This window comes from Catellatospora sp. NPDC049133 (assembly GCF_040648455.1).
Taxonomy (GTDB): domain Bacteria; phylum Actinomycetota; class Actinomycetes; order Mycobacteriales; family Micromonosporaceae; genus Catellatospora; species Catellatospora aurea.
In genome coordinates this window covers 58,349-74,901 of sequence record NZ_JBEZDT010000010.1, presented here as the reverse complement: position 1 = coordinate 74,901, position 16,553 = coordinate 58,349, and the positions used below count along the sequence as shown (strand labels likewise).

Genomic DNA, 16,553 nt, shown 5'->3' with positions numbered 1-16,553 from the left:
GCGATGATCGCTGTTTCCGGTCGAGAAGTCAGGCCGAAGCCCGTCTTCTGACCCGAAACAGCGATCATCGCGTCGCGTCAGGCGAAGGTGCGGCCCGTCACCGCGGCGGAGACGCCCGCGCGGTCCAGGTACGGCGTGATGCCGCCCAGGTGGAACGGCCAGCCCGCGCCCAGGATCATGCACAGGTCGATGTCGGCGGCCTCGGCCACCACGCCCTCGTCCAGCATCAGCCGGATCTCCTGTGCGAGCGCCGCCAGCGCCTTCTCCCGGACCTGCTCGCCGGTCAGCGGGGCGTCGCCCTGCACCAGCAGCGCCTCGACCTCAGGGTTGAGCCGCTCGTCGACCAGCAGCGGCAGGCCCGACTTGGCGATCGCGGCCAGGTTGGGGCTGGCCGAGAAGCGGTCCGGGAACGCGCCGTGCAGGGTGCCGCCGACGTGCGCGGCCACCGCCGGACCGACCAGCGCCAGCAGCGCCATCGGCCGCATCGGCAGGCCCAGCGGGTCCAGCGCGCGGTCGGCGGTCTTGAGCGGGGTGCCCGCGTCGACGGCGTTCCAGATCTCGCCCAGGAAGCGGGTCAGGATCCGGTTCACCACGAACGCCGGGGCGTCCTTGACCAGCACGCAGCTCTTCTTCAGCTGCTTGCCGACGGCGAACGCGGTGGCCAGCGTGGCGTCGTCGGTGGCGTCGCCGCGCACGATCTCCAGCAGCGGCATCATCGCGACCGGGTTGAAGAAGTGGAAGCCCACCACCCGCTCGGGGTGCGCCAGGTCGGCGGCCATCGCGGTGACCGACAGCGACGAGGTGTTGGTGGCCAGCACCGTCTCCGGCTTGACGATCTGCTCCAGCTCGGCCCAGACCGCCTTCTTGACCGACAGCTCCTCGAACACGGCCTCGATGACGAGGTCGGCGTCGGCGAACACGGACTTGTCGACCGAGCCGCTGACCAGGCCGCGCAGCTTGGCTGCGGTGCCCACGGACATGCGGCCCTTGCTCACGGCCTTGTCGATCTCGGCGTGCACGTAGCCCACGCCCTTGTCGACCCGGGCCTGGTCCAGGTCGGTCATGACGACCGGCACCTCGAGCCGCTTGGCGAACAGCAGCGCCAGCTGCGAGGCCATCAGGCCCGCGCCGACCACGCCGACCTTGGTCACCTTGCGGGCCAGGGACTTGTCCGGGGCACCCGCGGGGCGCTTGGCCCGGCGCTGCACCAGGTCGAAGGCGTACAGGCCGCTGCGCAGCTCCGAGGTGACGGCGAGGTCGGCCAGGGCCTGGATCTCGGCCTCGATGCCCTCGGCGGTCACGCCGTTCTTCGCCAGCGTGAGCAGGTCGAGCGCCTTGGAGGCGGCCGGGACCGCGCCGTGCAGGCGCTTGTCCAGCTCGCCGCGGGCGAAGCCGACGACCGCGTCCCACATCTCCGAGCGGTCCACCTCGGCCCGGTTCACCGTGACGGTGCCGTTGACGACCCCAGCGGCCCACTCCAGCGAGCGCTCCAGGAAGTCGGCCGGCTCCAGCAGGGCGTCGGCGATGCCCATCTCGAAGGCCTGCTTGGGCTTGAGCATCTTGTTCATCATCAGCGGGTTCTGCACGACGACCTGGGCCGCGGGCACGATGCCGATGAGGTTCGGCAGCACCTGCGAGCCGCCCCAGCCGGGGATGAGGCCCAGCGAGACCTCGGGCAGCGCCAGCGCGGCCGCGCCGGACGACAGGGTCCGGTAGTGGCAGTGCAGCGCCACCTCCAGGCCGCCGCCCATGGCCGCGCCGTTGACGAACGCGAACGTGGGCACGCTGCTCTCACGCAGCTTGGCGAAGGTGGCGTGGCCCAGCCGGCCGATCTGCTCGACCTGCTCGCGCGAGGTCATCGCGGAGAAACCGGTGAGGTCCGCGCCGACGCAGAAGATGTACGGCTTGCCGGTGACCGCGATGAACGACGGCTGCGCGGCGTGCGCCTCGTCGATCGCCTGCGACAGCGAGGTCAGGCCGCCGGGGCCGAAGGTGTTGGGCTTGGTGTGGTCCAGGCCGTTGTCCAGGGTGATCAGCGCGGCGGGCCGGTCCAGCCCGGGTACGGCGACGAGCCGCAGCTTGGCGTGGGTGACGATCTCGCTCACTTCGCACCTTCCCAGTTCGGGTTCTCCCAGATCACAGTGCCGCCCATGCCGATGCCGATGCACATGGCGGTCAGGCCGTAGCGCACCTCGGGGTGCTCGGCGAACTGGCGCGCCAGCTGCGTCATCAGCCGTACGCCGGAGGAGGCCAGCGGGTGGCCGACGGCGATCGCGCCGCCCCACGGGTTGACCCGCGGGTCGTCGTCGGCGATGCCGAAGTGGTCGAGGAACGCCAGCACCTGCACCGCGAACGCCTCGTTCAGCTCGAACAGGCCGATGTCGTCGATGGTCAGCCCGGCCAGGCGCAGCGCGCGCTCGGTCGACGGGATCGGGCCGACGCCCATCACCTCGGGCTCGACACCCACGAAGCCGTACGAGACCAGCCGCATCGCGATGGGCAGGCCCAGCTCGCGGGCGGTGTCCTCGGCGGCCAGCAGGCAGCTCGTCGCGCCGTCGTTGAGGCCGGCCGCGTTGCCCGCGGTCACCTTGCCGTGCGGGCGGAACGGGGTCTTCAGCCCGGCGAGCTTCTCCAGCGTGGTCTCGCGCGGCGCCTCGTCGGCGGTGGCCAGGCCCCAGCCGCTCTCCGGGTCGCGGGTGGCCACGGTGACCAGGTCGCCCTGCAGCTTGCCCGCGGCGTACGCGGCGGCGGTCTTCTGCTGGCTGGCCAGGCCGAACGCGTCGGCCCGCTGCTTGGTCAGGTGCGGGAGCCGGTCGTGCAGGTTCTCCGCGGTCGCGCCCATGACCAGCGCGGACGGGTCCACGATCTTCTCGGCCAGGAAACGCGGGTTCGGGTCGACGCCCTCGCCCATCGGGTGGCGGCCCATGTGCTCGACCCCGCCCGCGATCGCGACGTCGTACGCGCCGACCGCGATGCCGGAGGCGACGGTCGTGACGGCGGTCATCGCGCCCGCGCACATGCGGTCGATCGCGTACCCGGGGACCGTCTTGGGCAGGCCGGCCAGCAGGGCGGCGGTGCGGCCGATGGTCAGGCCCTGGTCGCCGATCTGGGTGGTGGCGGCGATGGCCACCTCGTCGACGCGCTCCGGCGGCAGCTGCGGGTTGCGGCGCAGCAGCTCGCGGATGCAGCGCACGACGAGATCGTCGGCGCGGGTGTTCGCGTAGATGCCCCCGTTCGCCTTGCCGAACGGGGTGCGCACGCCGTCGACGAAGACGACGTCGCGGACTTCACGGGGCACGGTCTGCCTCCTTGCAGTTAGGGAGCTGCCCCGGATGCTACTCGCGAGTAACTAGTTCGGTGAAGAGACCCGCTGTGGCTTGACTCACATGCTCGGCGAACGGCGACGACCGCGCGGCCAAGATCGTCGGACTTGCCTGGCACCCGTGCGTATCTTGAGCGCGCATACGCACATCTGCCTGGCAAGTCGAGCGATCATGGCGGCTCGGCTCGGCGCGGCGGGATCGCCCATGCCACGGGGCGGCGCGCCCGGCTCAGGCGGTCGCGCCGTCCGGCGTCGCGTCCGGCCCGGACGGTTCCCCGGTGGAACCGTCCGGCTCGGGTTCGGCGGGGACGGCGACCAGCGCCTGAGCCAGCTCCTCGGCCAGCAGGCCGCACTGCCAGGCCCGGGCGCCCAGGTCGCTGAGCACCTTGGTGACCGCGGCCGCGTCGGGATCGGCGGGCGGTTCCCAGGCCAGGCGGCGGACGAACTCCGGGGTGATCAGGTTCTCCGGCGGCAGGTGGTGCTGCTCGGCGGTCTTGGTGACCACCTCGCGGCAGCGGGCCAGCCGTGCGGCGGCCTCGGGGTCCTTGTCGGCCCAGCGGTGCGGCGGGGGCGGCCCCTCGAACACCGGAGTCGTGGGCAGCGCGTCGTCCGGCAGGGCGCGGGCCTCGTCGAGCGCCTCCAGCCAGGTGTTCGCCAGGCGGCGTACCGAGCGGCCGCCGAAGCCGGGCAGCAGCAGCAGCTCGCGCTCGGTCTTGGGGTTCATCTCCGCCGCCGCGACGATGGCGGCGTCGGGCAGCACCCGGCCGGGCGCGGTGTCGCGGCGCACCGCGATGGTGTCCCGGGCGTACCACAGGGCGCGCACCCGCGACTGGGCGCGCGCGCCGCGCACCCGGTGCATGCCGGAGGTGCGCCGCCACGGATCGGTGCGCTGCTTGGGCGGCCGTGCGCCCCCGGCGACCAGCGCGGCGAACTCCTGTGCCGCCCAGCCGGTCTTGCCCTGGCGGTCCAGCTCGGCGGCGAGCGCGTCGCGCAGCTCCACGAGCAGCTCCACGTCCAGCGCGGCGTAGACCAGCCAGTCGTGGGGCAGTGGACGGGTGGACCAGTCCGCCGCGGAGTGATGCTTCTCCAGGGTGCGTCCCAGTAGCTGTTCGGTCAGCGCGGCCAGGCCGACCCGCTCGAAGTCGGCCAGGCGGGCGGCCAATTCCGTGTCGAACAAGCGGCGCGGCCGCAGGCCCACCTCCGCGAGGCAGGGCAGGTCCTGGCTCGCCGCGTGCAGCACCCACTCGGTGTCGGCCAGCGCCTCGTCCAAGGCGGACAGATCACCCAGCGGCACCGGGTCGATGAGCGCTGTGCCGGCCCCGCGGCGGCGCAGCTGCACCAGGTAGGCCCGCTGGCTGTAACGGAAGCCGGAGGCTCGTTCGGCGTCCACGGCGACCGGTCCGGTGCCCGCGGCGAACCTGGCCACGACCTCGGCGAACTCCGCCGGGGTGACCACCGGTTCGGGGGTGCCGTCGGCTGGTTCGGTCAGCAGCGTCGGCCCACCGCCGTTCGGTGTTCCGTCCGGCGCGCCGTCGCCCGAAGGGGTGCGATGGCGGGTCCGACGGCGCAGTGGTGCGTCCTCGTCGGTCATGGTCACACCGTACGGCCAGGCGGTCGGCGATGACGGCAGCACCCCGGGTATGGCGCGTCGGTGACCGGTGGGGCGGATGTGACGGACCTGTGAACGTCGGAGCAAAAGGGCTCCGAACGGGGGTGATGCGATTCGACAGCACCCAGTATGGTGTGCCAGCCCGATCACACCTGATCGGTGCACGGGGAGGAACACATGAGCACGGGCCCGCAGCCCGACACGTCGCCGGGCGCTGTCCCGCAGGGCGTGCCCGCACCGCATGCCGGTGCCCCGATCCCGGCCCAGCACATGCCACCGCAGCCGGGCGTGCCGCAGCACCCGGTGCCGCCGCAGCCCGTGCCGGCCCACCTGATTCCGGCGCAGCCCGGTCCCGCCGGGGTCCCGGGCCCTTACCCGCCGGTTCCGGCGGGTCCGTACCCGCCCGTGCCGGCCGGTCACCTGCCGGGCCCGTTCCCGCCCGCGCCCGCCGCACCGCCGCACCAGCCGTGGCCGCCGCAGGTCCCGCCGCATCCCGTCCCGATGGCGCACCCGCTGGTCCCGCACCCCGCGTCCGCGGTGCCGACTCCGCCCGCGGCACGCCCGTCGGGTGGCGGCTGGCGTCGCGTGCTGCGTTTCAACACGGTCCTCGCCGTGCTGCTGGCCGTGCTGATCGGCATGGTGGCCTGGCAGAACGTGCGGATCGGGGAGCTGAGCACCGCGCTGGACAGCGCCGACCGGCGCCTCACCGAACTCCAGCAGAAGGACGGCGGCCGCCTGACCGACGCGGAGTCGCGGCTCGGTGCGCTGGAGAAGGAGGTCGGCGGGGCCTTCAACGTGGAGAAGCTCGCCGCGGCCGTGCTGCCCAGCGTCTTCCGCGTGGAGGCGGGCCCCTTCACGGGCACCGCGTTCGCGGTCGGGCCCAAGGCCTCCGACGGCGGCACCAACCTGTTCACGAACTTCCACGTGGTCGAGTCGGTCTACAAGGACGGCGGCCGCACCGTGAAAATCACGCGTGACGGACAGCGGTTCGATGCGAAGATCGTGCGCGTCAACAAGCTCCGTGATGTGGCCCAGCTGCACACCACGGCGAAGTTCACCGGACTCACGGTCGCCAAGACGCCCGCCAAGCCCGGTCAGCAGATCATCGCGGTGGGCGCCCCCCTGGGCCTCACCGACACCGTCACCAGCGGCGTCATCAGCGCGATCCGGGAGTCCGGATACGAGGAGGGCCCGATGGTGCAGTTCGACGCCGCCATCAACCCCGGCAACTCCGGCGGCCCGGTGATCAACGGCCAGCAGGAAGTGGTCGGCATCACCGTCGCCGGATACCTCAACGCCGAAGGCCTCGGGCTCGCGATCCCCATCGCCGACGCCTGCAAGCTCTTCACCGTCTGCTGACCGGAACCCCTTCGGTTCAGCGCGCACCACCATTCACGGAGGAAACAGATATGACCCACCCCGCGTCCCCGGCCGACGAGGTTCCCACGACGGCAGTGCCGGCGCAGGCGCCCGCTCTCCCGGAGACCGCGCCTGCCACGGAGCCCGTGGCGGCCGCGCCCGCCCCGGCCTATCCCGCCGCCCCGGCGGCCGACGCCACCGTCGCACAGCCGGCCGCGTACCCGGCCACCGCGCCGCAGCCGGTCGCCGGCTACCCGGCCGCGACCCCGCAGCCGGCCGCCGCTTACCCGGCCACCGCACCGCAGCCGGTCGCCGCGGGTTACCCGGCCACCGCACCGCAGCCGGTCGCCGCGGGTTACCCGGCCACCGCGCCGCAGCCGGTCGCCGTGGGTTACCCGGCCGCCGCGCAGCCCGCCGGCTACCCGGCCGGTTACGCCCCGATCCCGGCGCAGCCCGAGGGCTACCCGGTGTCGGCCGTGCCGGTGTCGGCGTACCCGACCTCGGGCTACGGCTACCCGGCCGCCGCCCCGGCTCCGGTCAAGAAGTCCAAGGCGCCCCTGGTGCTGGGCATCGCCACCGGCCTGCTCGTGCTGGCCACCGGCGTGATGACCACGCTGTTCGTGCTCAAGTCGGGCGAGCTCGCCGACACCAAGACCACGCTGACCCAGCAGGTCGCCGAGCGTGACAAGACCATCAAGTCCAAGGACAGCGAGATCTCCTCGGGCAAGTCCCAGCTGGAGACCACCAAGGACGAGCTGGAGAAGTCCAAGCAGGATCTCCAGGGCGTGCAGAACGAGAACAAGGCGATGGTGGTCTGCCTCGACAAGCTCGACGCGTTCTTCAGCGCGCCGTCCGAGGCGCGGGCGAAGGCCCTGGACAAGGCCTGCAAGGCCTACCTCTGACGCGCAGGCGCGGGTGGGACGGTCCGCGCCCGGCGCGTGACCTGGTGAACCGCTGACAAGGGCGGCCGGTGATCCGGCCGCCCTTCGTCGTCAGCGCTGTTCGGTGCGGCGCAGCGGCAGCGCGGACACGCCGACCGGCGGCAGGCCCGCGGTCGAGGCGAGCAGCGCGCACCAGGCCGCCACGTGGCCCTCCAGGTTCAGGTCCAGCGGGGTCCAGGAGGCGCGCAGCTCCAGGTCCGTGGTGGGCGGGCCGTCGGCGGCCAGCGCGCCGAAGCGGCTGGAGATGGTCTGGGTCACCGTGCCGCCGATCGCGGCGTATCCGGAGCTGTGCGCGTCGAGCGCGTCCACCAGCCAGCTCCAGCCCACCTGGGGCAGCAGCGGGTCGGTGGCCAGCTCCGGCTCCAGTTCCGCGGTGACGTACGTGACGAGCCGGGTGTCGCCCTCCCACGCCTCGTGCCCCGCCGGGTCGTGCAGCAGGATGAGCCGCCCGGTGGTGACCTCTTCGCCACGGCGCAGCACGGTCGCGCCGAGGGCGAAGGCGTGCGGGGCGAGCCGGCTCGGAGCCGGCACCTCCTCCAGCGCTATCTCGCTCCGGGGGTGGGCGGCACGCAGCGCGGTGACGGCGCGCGTGAACGTCTCGGGGAGTGCCGTCGTGAGCGCCATAGCCGTACCCTAGGGGGCCGCGGGACCGTTGTGGTGGTTCGGCGCGCCGATACGGCTCACATCCGCGCCACCCGTTCGGAGATCGTTATCTGACCGGTGGCACGATGGCCGTGATGAGCAGTGCAACTGACACCAGTCCCGCGGGCCGCACGGCCGGCTCCGCATTCGTCCGGGCGTGCCGCGGCGAGTCCGTGCCGCATACGCCGGTGTGGTTCATGCGGCAGGCGGGGCGCTCGCTGCCGGAGTACCGCGCGCTGCGGGCCGGGGTCCGCATGCTGGAGTCCTGCCGGCAGCCCGACCTGGTCACCGAGATCACCATGCAGCCGGTACGCCGCCACGGCGTGGACGCCGCCATCTTCTTCAGCGACATCATGGTGCCGCTGGACGCGGCCGGGGTCGAGCTGGACATCGTGGCCGGCACCGGCCCGGTCGTCGCCGAGCCGGTCCGCACGCTCGCCGACCTGGACCGGGTGCGCCCGCTGGACCCGGCCGCCGTGTCCTACGTGGACGCCGCGGTCCGGATGCTCACCGCGGAGCTGCTCGACAAGCCGCTGATCGGCTTCGCCGGGGCGCCGTTCACGCTCGCCAGCTACCTGGTCGAGGGCGGCCCGTCGCGCAACCACACCCAGACCAAGGCCCTGATGTACGGCGACCCGCAGCTCTGGCACGCGCTGCTGGACCGGCTCGCCGACATCACGCTGACCTTCCTCAAGGTGCAGATCGGCGCGGGCGTCAGCGCCGTGCAGCTGTTCGACTCCTGGGTCGGCGCGCTGTCCGAAGCGGACTACCGCCAGTACGTGCAGCCGCACTCGCGCAAGGTGCTGGCGGGCCTGGCCGACGCCGGGCTGCCCCGCATCCACTTCGGCGTCGGCACCGGCCTGCTGCTGCCCGCGATGGCGCAGGCGGGTGCGGACGTGGTCGGCGTCGACTGGCGCACCCCGCTCGACCAGGCCGCCAAGCAGGTGCCGGGGCATCCCGTGCAGGGCAACCTCGACCCGGCGGTGCTGTTCGCGCCGTGGGAGGTCGTCGAGCGCGAGGTGCGCCGGGTGCTCGCCGAGGGCCGCGCGGCCCCCGGGCACGTCTTCAACCTCGGCCACGGCGTGCTCCCCGAGACCGACCCCACCGTGCTCACCCGCGTCGTGGAGCTGGTGCACACGCTCAGCGCCCGATGAGCGAGCCCGCCGAGCGAATCATGACGCCGTTGCATGCTCGTGGCGAGCGGAGCGAGGAGCGGGCATGAGTGAGCGTGGCGAGCGAATCATGACGCCGTTCCATGCTCGTGGCGAGCGGAGCGAGGAGCGGGCATGAGTGAGCGTGGCGAGCGAATCATGACGCCGTTCCATGCTCGTGACGAGCGGAGCGAGGAGCGGGCATGACCAGGCACACCGTCGTCGTCGGGGGAGGCGTCGCCGGGCTGGCGGCCGCGCTGCGGCTGTCCGGGGCGGGCCACCGGGTGACCGTGGTGGAGCAGTCGGCTCGCCTGGGCGGGCGGATCAGCACCCGGTCGGACGGCGTCGACACCGGTGCGGAGCAGTTCCTGATGCGCGACCCGGCCGGTGGTCCGAGTGGCGCGAAGCGGCTCGTCGACGCACTGGGGCTGGGGGACCAGCTGGTCCACCCGGCGATCGCGGGGGCGGGGCTGTGGCTGGACGGGCGGCTGCGGCCGCTGCCTGGCGGCACCGTGATGGGTGTGCCGGGTCCGCAGGCCGCGCTCGACGGCATCGCCGCCCTCGACGACCACGACGCGGACCGGGGTGTCCCGGTGCTGACGGCGGGCGAGGACCGGTCGGTCGGCGCGCTGGTGCGCGAGCGGCTCGGCGGCGAGGTGGTCACGCATCTGGTCGACCCGCTGCTCGGCGGCGTGTACGCGGGCAGCGCGGACGGCCTGTCGCTGGCGGCCACGGTGCCCGCGCTGCACCGGCTGCTCGGCACGGAGCACACGCTGCGCGGCGCGGTGGCGCTGACCGCGGCCGCCAGCCGGGCGCACCAGCCGGGCAGCCCTGTCTTCGGCACCCTGCGCGGCGGCCTGGGCGGCCTCATCGACGCCGCCGCCGCGGAACTGGCCCGCCGTGGCGTCGAGGTGCTGACCGGCGTGCCGGTACGGATGCTGGTCCGGCGCGGCGACGGCTGGACGCTGTCGGTCGGTGCGGCGGCGCCCGACGCCCCGGACAGCGTGCGCGCGCGGCAGCTCGACTGCGACGCGGTCGTGCTGGCCGTTCCGGCGCGTCCCGCGTCGCGGCTGCTGCGCGACGTGTCGCCGGACGCGGCGGCGCTGGTAGGCGTGCTCGACTACGCCAGCGTCGGGCTGGTGACGCTGGAGCTGGCGGGCGTCGAACTGCCCGCGCTGACCGGCTTCCTGGTCCCCGCCGACCAGGGGTTGACCATCAAGGCGGCCACCTTCTTCAGCACCAAGTGGGCGCACCACGCCCGCCCGGACGGCCGGGTGCTGCTGCGCGCCAGCGTCGGCCGGTACGGCGAGCAGGCGGTGCTCCAGCGCCCGGACGCGGAGCTGGTGCGGGCGGTGCTCGCCGATCTGGGCACGGTGCTCGGCACGACACTGCCGGCGCCCGTCGCGGCAGAGGTGACCCGCTGGGGCGGCGGGCTGCCGCAGTACGCCCCGGGGCATGTCGACCGGGTCGGGCAGGCCCGGACTCTGCTGGCCGACCTGCCGCTGGCCCTGGCCGGCGCGGCCTTCGACGGGGTGGGCATCCCCGCCTGCGTCACCTCCGCGGAGCAGGCCGCCGACCGGATTCTGGAAGGATGACTGGCATGACCGAACAGACCAACGCGGCCCGGCTGCGGGAGCTCAACGACACCATCCGGTACACGATGTGGTCGGTGTTCCGGGTCAAGGGGCCGCTGCCCTCGATCCGGTCGGAGGTGTCCGGTGAGGTCGACGCGCTGTTCGCGCAGCTCGCCGACAAGGACGTCACGGTGCGCGGCGTCTACGACGTGGCGGGCCTGCGCGCCGACGCGGACGTGATGATCTGGTGGCACTCGGGCTCCTCCGACGCGCTGCAGGACGCGTACGGCCTGTTCCGGCGTACGGCGCTGGGCAAGTGCCTGACCCCCGTCTGGTCGCAGGCGGCGCTGCACCGCCCGGCCGAGTTCAACAAGAGCCACATCCCGGCATTCCTGGCCGGTGAGGAGGCGCGGCGGTACGTCTGCGTCTACCCGTTCGTGCGCTCCTACGAGTGGTACCTGCTGCCGGACGAGGAGCGCCGCGAGATGCTCGCCGAGCACGGCAAGATGGCGCGCGGCTACCCGGACGTGCGGGCCAACACGGTCGCCTCGTTCGCGCTGGGCGACTACGAGTGGATGCTGGCGTTCGAGGCCGACGAGCTGCACCGGATCGTGGACCTGATGCGCGACCTGCGCGCCTCGTCGGCGCGCCGGCACGTGCGCGAGGAGGTCCCGTTCTACACGGGCCGCCGCCGCTCCATGGAGGAGCTCGTCGCCGCCCTGCCGTAGGGGGAGCGCTCCCGGCGATCACGCGGCCCTGACGTCCTACGAACAGGGCCGCGGGAAGTTTTGCAAACTGTAGGGCAACCCGTGCAACTGATTTGCACGATCGTGCCCTACACTTGCGTACCATGACGCGCAGACTCGCCGAAGTGGCGAAGTACGTGGGAGTGAGCACGGCCACCGTGAGCAGGGTGCTCAACGGTCGCCCCGGCATCTCCGAGGCCACCCGTACGGCCGTGCTCACCGCGCTGGACGTGCTCGGCTACGAGCGCCCCACCAAGCTGCGCGGCGAACGGGCCCGGCTCGTCGGCCTGGTCCTGCCCGAACTGCAGAACCCGATCTTTCCGGCGTTTGCCGAGGTCGTGGCCGGCGCGCTGGCCAAGCGCGGGTTCACCCCCGTGCTGTGCACCCGCACCGCCGACGGCGTCGCCGAGTCCGACTACGTGGACATGCTGCTGGAGCAGCAGGTGTCCGGCGTGATCTTCGCGGGCGGCAACTACGCCCAGGCCGACGCCGACCACGAGCACTACCGCCGGCTGCTCGACCGCGGGCTGCCCGCGATACTGGTCAACGCGGGCATCGACGACCTGGGCTTCCCCCGGGTGTCGGCCGACGACGCGGTGGCCACCGAGCAGGCGTACAACCACCTGGTGTCGCTGGGCCACGACCGGATCGGCCTCATCCTGGGCCCGCCCGACCACATGCCGTCCTCCCGCAAGCGCCAGGCGTTTCCCGGGGCCGACGACATGGTCGAGCGCACCATCTTCTCGATGGAGGGCGGCCACGCCGCGGCGGCGCGGCTGATCTCGCGCGGCGTCACCGGCCTGATCTGCGCCTCCGACGTGCTGGCGCTCGGCGCGGTGCGCGGTGCACGCCGCCTGGGCCTGTCCGTGCCCGGTGACGTGTCGCTGGTCGGGTACGACGACTCGGCCGTGATGACCTGCACCGACCCGCCGCTGACCACGGTGCGCCAGCCGATCGAGGCGATGGGCCAGGCCGCGGTGGCGCTGCTGGTCAGCGAGATCGCCGGCAACGTCGTCCCCGCCGACGAGCTGCTCTTCGAGACCGAGCTCGTGGTACGCGGCTCCACCGCCGCCGTCCCCGCCAGCGCCCGCCTCGTCCCCACCCAGTCCCGCTCCGCCGACTGACCTCTCTTCCCCCGAACGGCTCCACGCACCCGTGCAAACGGCGTGCCTGGAGCCGTTCGCCGTTTTCCGTCCCGCCGCGTGCCCGCCTGCGACCGGCACCGCCGCCTGCTCAAGATCGCCCGACTTGCCAGGCAGGTGGGCGAATGCGCGTTCAAGATACGCACAGGTGCCAGGCAAGTCGGACGATCTTGGGGCGGTCGGGCGGTCGCGGGGCGCGGTTCTGGGCGACGAAACGTTGCGTAAACGTGACCGCGGTCGGCCGTGGTCGATGTCCCGCGCCCGTCCGCGGGTGACGCGGCACGCCCCGCTGTGCCGATCGGCCGAGCCATTGCCACTTTTGCAGGCCTGACCTGCATGTTTCCGATCTGATGCTGATCATCTCGTACAGCAGGACGCAAAGACGTGACTGTGCGCAAACCAGATTGCGAAACGGTATCGACACATGTCCTGTGAACCAGGCCACAGGCATCCCTTGCAGCGCAGACATTGGCTCGCGTGCGACAGCGTTACGTCAAAAAATTGCGTAACTATCTCGACACCTTGCGGACATGAGTCGCCAACGCTACAGTGACTTCACCTAAGCCTGACCTTGGAAAATGCGAGGCAGGTCACACGGAAGTCAGCGCAACAACAAGACGCCGCCGCGGCGATCCGTCCTCGCGGCTCCGTAGATCAAGAACTGTTTCCCGAAGGGATGGACAGATGTCCGTACCGCACTTCCGGAAGGTCGCGGCGATCGCGCTCGCGACCGGCCTGGGACTGGGCCTCGCGGCCTGCTCCACCAAGAGCGACGACTCCACGGATGCTGCCGGCAAGACCATCATCACGGTCGACTGCCAGCCGGTCGGCGCGCAGAAGAACCTGCTGCAGGCGTGGAACGACGACGTCAAGGCGTTCGAGGCGGCCAACCCCAGCATCAAGATCAAGAGTGTTTCGGTCGGCACCCAGTGCGCCAACCCGCCGGACTTCACCGCCCGCCTGCAGGGCGGCTCGATGACCGACGTGTTCTACGGCTACATGACCGACGTGCAGCAGGTCATCGACTCCGGCCAGGCGATGGACATCACCGCCTTCGCCACCAAGGAGAACCTCCCGACCTGGGACGACGTGCTCGGCGACGCCAAGGCCACGTTCACCAAGGACGGCAAGGTCTGGGGCATCCCGACCAAGAACTACTCGATGGGCCTGGTCTACAACAAGACCCTGTTCACCAAGGCCGGTCTGGACCCGAAGAGCCCGCCGAAGACCTGGGCCGAGGTGCGCGAGGCCGCCAAGAAGATCTCGGCGCTCGGTGACGGCATCGCCGGCTTCGGCGAGTACAGCTCCGGCAACACCGGTGGCTGGCACTTCACCGCCGAGCTGTACTCGCAGGGCGGCGCCCTGGTGACGGCCGACGGCAAGAAGGCCGACTTCAACAACGACATGGGCAAGAAGGTCCTGCAGAACCTCAAGGACATGCGCTACGGCGACAACAGCATGGGCGCCCGCCAGCTGCTCGGCTGGGGCGACCTGCTGACCATCGCGGGCGCCGGCAAGGTCGGCATGTTCGTCGGCGCGCCGGACGCGACCACCGCGATCGTCACCCAGTTCCAGGGCAAGTACGAGGACTGGGCGATGGGCCCGATGCCGGGCCAGGACGGCCCCGCCAAGGGCACCCTCGGTGGCGGTGAGGGCTACTTCTTCAAGAAGGGTCTGACCGACGACCAGGTCAAGGCTGGTCTGAAGTGGCTCGCCTTCGAGAAGCTCACCCCGGGCAAGGGCCAGTTCGACTACGCCCGCGCCAAGGCCCAGGGCGAGCAGGTCGGTCTGCCGCAGCCGCAGCTGTTCACCCCGGCCAGCGCGTCGCAGAAGTCGGAGTTCGACCTGCGCAAGGCGAACGGCAACATCGCGCCGGACGACTTCGCCGCCTTCGAGAACAACCCGGTGACGATCAAGTTCGAGCCGGCCAACGCGCAGGGCATCTACGCGATCCTCGACGGTGCCATGTCGGCGATCCTGACGAACCCGAACGCGAGCGTCGACGCCGAGCTCAAGAAGGCCGAGGACAAGGTCAACCAGCTCCTCGCTCAGGCCGCCAAGTGATTGAAGGACGGGGAGCCGGGCATCATCGCCGGCTCCCCGTCCTCGCGCGGACCTGACCCCGCACCTTCCCTCAGGAGTGATGACATGGCGATCGCCACCGTTCCGGGTGCCGGCATCGACGTCGGCAGCCAAGCGCCAGCACCCGTCGATCCGCGACGCGCCCGGCGCAACCGCCGCATCAAGGACAACCTGACCGGCTACGCATTCCTGATCGGCGCGGTCATCTGCTTCGCGTTCTTCTCCTGGTACCCGATGATCCGCGGCGTGGTGATGAGCTTTCAGCGCACCCGCGCCGGCGAGACCACCTGGGTCGGCTGGGACAACTACGAGCGGATCATCAACGACCCGAGCTTCTGGACGGCCTGGCAGAACACCCTGTACTTCACGGTGCTCGCGCTGATCGCCGGCTACGCGGTCCCCTTCTTCCTGGCGGTGCTGCTCAACGAGTTCCGGCACGCCAAGGGCTACCTGCGCATCCTGATCTACCTGCCGGTGATGCTGCCCCCGGCCTCGGCGCTGTTCCTGTTCAAGTACCTCGCCTACGACCCGAGCGACGCGGGCCTGTTCAACTCGATCCTCAAGGCGGTCGGCCTGCCGACCTCGCAGTGGATGCAGTCGACGGACATGACGATGCCCGCCATGGTGCTCGCCTCGACCTGGATGAACATGGGCGGCGCGGTGCTGATCTACCTGGCGGCGCTGCAGAACATCCCGGGCGAGCTGTACGAGGCCGCCGAGCTCGACGGCGCCGGCCTGTGGCGGCGCATCACCAACGTGACCATCCCGCAGACCAGGCTGATCCTGTCGCTGATGGCGATGCTCCAGGTCGTGGCGACCATGCAGCTGTTCATCGAGCCGCTGATCCTGGCCAACGGCGCGGGCTCGGAGGATTCGGCCACGTCGGTCGTGTACCTCATCTACCAGCACGGCTTCTTCCAGAACGACCTCAACGGCGCGGCGGCGCTCGGCGTGATCATGCTCGTGGCGCTGATCGGCTTCTCCGCCGTGTACGCCCGGCTGAACGCGAAACAGGACTAGGGGAACGAGTCATGGCGCACCAATCCGAGACCCGGTCGCTGATCTCCTTCGCGCAGCTCCAGCGGGGCCGCGGCAAGGCGATCTACTGGACCCTGCTCATCACCGTGGTCATCCTGTTCACGCTCTGCTTCATCGGGCCGCTGTACTGGATGGTCACCGGCGCGCTGAAGTCCAGCCCCGAGCTGGCGCAGACCCCGCCGACACTGTGGCCGTCGGATCCGCAGCCGGGCAACTACGCCGAGGCGTGGAACCGGCTGGACCTGGCCAAGCTGCTGTTCAACACCTTCTACTACGCGATCGGCGCGCTGGTGTTCCAGCTCGTGCTGGACACGGCGGCGGCGTACGCGCTGTCGAAGCTGCGGCCGAAGCTGGGCAACCTGATCCTCGGCCTGATGCTGGCGACGCTCATGATCCCGGCGATGGTGCTGATCATCCCGCAGTACGTGACGGTGATCGACATGCCGATCCCGTTCACGGAGCTCAGCCTGATCGACTCGCCGTTCGCGATCTGGCTGCCCGCGGTGGCGAACGCGTTCAACATCTTCCTGCTGAAGCGGTTCTTCGACTCCATCCCCGAAGACCTGATGTCGGCGGCGCGGATGGACGGCGCGGGCTCGATGCGTACCCTCTGGTCGATCGTGCTGCCGATCTCCCGGCCCATCCTCGGCGTGGTCTCGATCTTCGCGGTGACCGCGGTGTGGAAGGACTTCCTCTGGCCCAAGCTGGTCATGCCCTCGCCGGAGACCCGCACCATCAGCGTCGGCATCTACGCCTTCTCCGGCGGCACGCCGCAGAACGTGGTCGTCGCCGCGGCCGTCATCGCCGCGATCCCGACCATCGTGTTCTTCCTGATCTTCCAGCGCAGCATCATGTCCGGCCTGACCGCCGGCGGTCTCAAGGAGTAGCCGGCCGCGGGCCCGCCGGGCCCGCCCGCCGTGCCCCACGTCCAGTTCGTGTTCCGTAAC

The 16,553-nt window shown here is 71.4% G+C and carries 13 protein-coding genes; 9 read left to right on the top strand and 4 right to left on the bottom strand.

Annotated features, from left to right (window positions below):
- Positions 1-77: 77 nt before the first annotated feature.
- The 3 genes from AB0B35_RS13480 to AB0B35_RS13470 form a co-directional block, all read right to left on the bottom strand.
- Positions 78-2,105 carry a 3-hydroxyacyl-CoA dehydrogenase NAD-binding domain-containing protein gene (locus tag AB0B35_RS13480; RefSeq protein ID WP_361044623.1) on the bottom strand — a complete coding sequence of 676 codons (2,028 nt, stop codon included), beginning with the start codon at positions 2,103-2,105 and terminating at the stop codon, positions 78-80.
- Positions 2,102-3,298, bottom strand: coding sequence for a thiolase family protein (locus tag AB0B35_RS13475; protein WP_361044621.1), 1,197 nt, complete (start codon positions 3,296-3,298; stop codon positions 2,102-2,104). The genes AB0B35_RS13480 and AB0B35_RS13475 overlap by 4 nt, the downstream gene beginning before the upstream one ends.
- A gap of 253 nt (positions 3,299-3,551) precedes the next feature.
- Positions 3,552-4,913: a ribonuclease D gene (locus AB0B35_RS13470; RefSeq protein WP_361044619.1), complete on the bottom strand. Its 1,362-nt coding sequence runs from the start codon at positions 4,911-4,913 to the stop codon at positions 3,552-3,554.
- A gap of 195 nt (positions 4,914-5,108) precedes the next feature.
- Between AB0B35_RS13470 and AB0B35_RS13465 the strand changes: the two genes are divergently transcribed.
- A complete protein-coding gene (locus AB0B35_RS13465; protein WP_361044616.1) occupies positions 5,109-6,290 on the top strand; it encodes a trypsin-like peptidase domain-containing protein in 1,182 nt (393 codons plus the stop codon).
- Positions 6,291-6,340: 50 nt separating this feature from the next.
- Positions 6,341-7,192, top strand: a complete 852-nt coding sequence (locus tag AB0B35_RS13460; RefSeq protein WP_361044614.1) for a hypothetical protein — start codon at positions 6,341-6,343, stop codon at positions 7,190-7,192.
- A 90-nt stretch (positions 7,193-7,282) separates the two neighbouring features.
- Here AB0B35_RS13460 and AB0B35_RS13455 read toward each other — a convergent pair whose 3' ends face one another.
- A complete protein-coding gene (locus AB0B35_RS13455) occupies positions 7,283-7,855 on the bottom strand; it encodes a DUF3000 domain-containing protein (protein WP_360529845.1) in 573 nt (190 codons plus the stop codon).
- Between the two features lie 113 nt (positions 7,856-7,968).
- On the opposite strand from AB0B35_RS13455, the gene hemE reads away from it, so the two are divergent.
- The 7 genes from hemE (at position 7,969) to AB0B35_RS13420 (ending at position 16,493) form a co-directional block, all read left to right on the top strand.
- Positions 7,969-9,027 (top strand): uroporphyrinogen decarboxylase, encoded by a 1,059-nt coding sequence (hemE, locus tag AB0B35_RS13450; RefSeq protein ID WP_361044612.1) that lies wholly within the window; start codon positions 7,969-7,971, stop codon positions 9,025-9,027.
- Positions 9,028-9,227: 200 nt separating this feature from the next.
- A complete protein-coding gene (gene hemG / locus AB0B35_RS13445; RefSeq protein WP_361044610.1) occupies positions 9,228-10,619 on the top strand; it encodes a protoporphyrinogen oxidase in 1,392 nt (463 codons plus the stop codon).
- Between the two features lie 5 nt (positions 10,620-10,624).
- Complete coding sequence (gene hemQ, locus AB0B35_RS13440) at positions 10,625-11,326, top strand: hydrogen peroxide-dependent heme synthase (protein WP_361044607.1); 702 nt, start codon at positions 10,625-10,627, stop codon at positions 11,324-11,326.
- A gap of 122 nt (positions 11,327-11,448) precedes the next feature.
- Positions 11,449-12,468 (top strand): LacI family DNA-binding transcriptional regulator, encoded by a 1,020-nt coding sequence (locus tag AB0B35_RS13435; RefSeq protein WP_361044606.1) that lies wholly within the window; start codon positions 11,449-11,451, stop codon positions 12,466-12,468.
- 702 nt (positions 12,469-13,170) lie between these two features.
- Positions 13,171-14,550: an extracellular solute-binding protein gene (locus tag AB0B35_RS13430; RefSeq protein WP_361044604.1), complete on the top strand. Its 1,380-nt coding sequence runs from the start codon at positions 13,171-13,173 to the stop codon at positions 14,548-14,550.
- Between the two features lie 84 nt (positions 14,551-14,634).
- On the top strand, positions 14,635-15,588 hold the full coding sequence (locus AB0B35_RS13425; RefSeq protein WP_360529827.1) for a sugar ABC transporter permease: 954 nt from the start codon (positions 14,635-14,637) through the stop codon (positions 15,586-15,588).
- Positions 15,589-15,599: 11 nt separating this feature from the next.
- Positions 15,600-16,493: a carbohydrate ABC transporter permease gene (locus AB0B35_RS13420; RefSeq protein ID WP_361044602.1), complete on the top strand. Its 894-nt coding sequence runs from the start codon at positions 15,600-15,602 to the stop codon at positions 16,491-16,493.
- Positions 16,494-16,553 lie beyond the last annotated feature (60 nt).

Excerpts from the sequence above, each read along its gene's own strand:
- AB0B35_RS13470 (WP_361044619.1), bottom strand. The coding sequence starts at position 4,913 with ATGACCGACGAGGACGCACCACTGCGCCGTCGGACCCGCCATCGCACC.
- AB0B35_RS13465 (WP_361044616.1), top strand. The coding sequence starts at position 5,109 with ATGAGCACGGGCCCGCAGCCCGACACGTCGCCGGGCGCTGTCCCGCAG.
- AB0B35_RS13460 (WP_361044614.1), top strand. The coding sequence starts at position 6,341 with ATGACCCACCCCGCGTCCCCGGCCGACGAGGTTCCCACGACGGCAGTG.
- AB0B35_RS13455 (WP_360529845.1), bottom strand. The coding sequence starts at position 7,855 with ATGGCGCTCACGACGGCACTCCCCGAGACGTTCACGCGCGCCGTCACC.
- hemE (WP_361044612.1), top strand. The coding sequence starts at position 7,969 with ATGAGCAGTGCAACTGACACCAGTCCCGCGGGCCGCACGGCCGGCTCC.
- hemG (WP_361044610.1), top strand. The coding sequence starts at position 9,228 with ATGACCAGGCACACCGTCGTCGTCGGGGGAGGCGTCGCCGGGCTGGCG.
- hemQ (WP_361044607.1), top strand. The coding sequence starts at position 10,625 with ATGACCGAACAGACCAACGCGGCCCGGCTGCGGGAGCTCAACGACACC.
- AB0B35_RS13435 (WP_361044606.1), top strand. The coding sequence starts at position 11,449 with ATGACGCGCAGACTCGCCGAAGTGGCGAAGTACGTGGGAGTGAGCACG.
- AB0B35_RS13430 (WP_361044604.1), top strand. The coding sequence starts at position 13,171 with ATGTCCGTACCGCACTTCCGGAAGGTCGCGGCGATCGCGCTCGCGACC.
- AB0B35_RS13425 (WP_360529827.1), top strand. The coding sequence starts at position 14,635 with ATGGCGATCGCCACCGTTCCGGGTGCCGGCATCGACGTCGGCAGCCAA.
- AB0B35_RS13420 (WP_361044602.1), top strand. The coding sequence starts at position 15,600 with ATGGCGCACCAATCCGAGACCCGGTCGCTGATCTCCTTCGCGCAGCTC.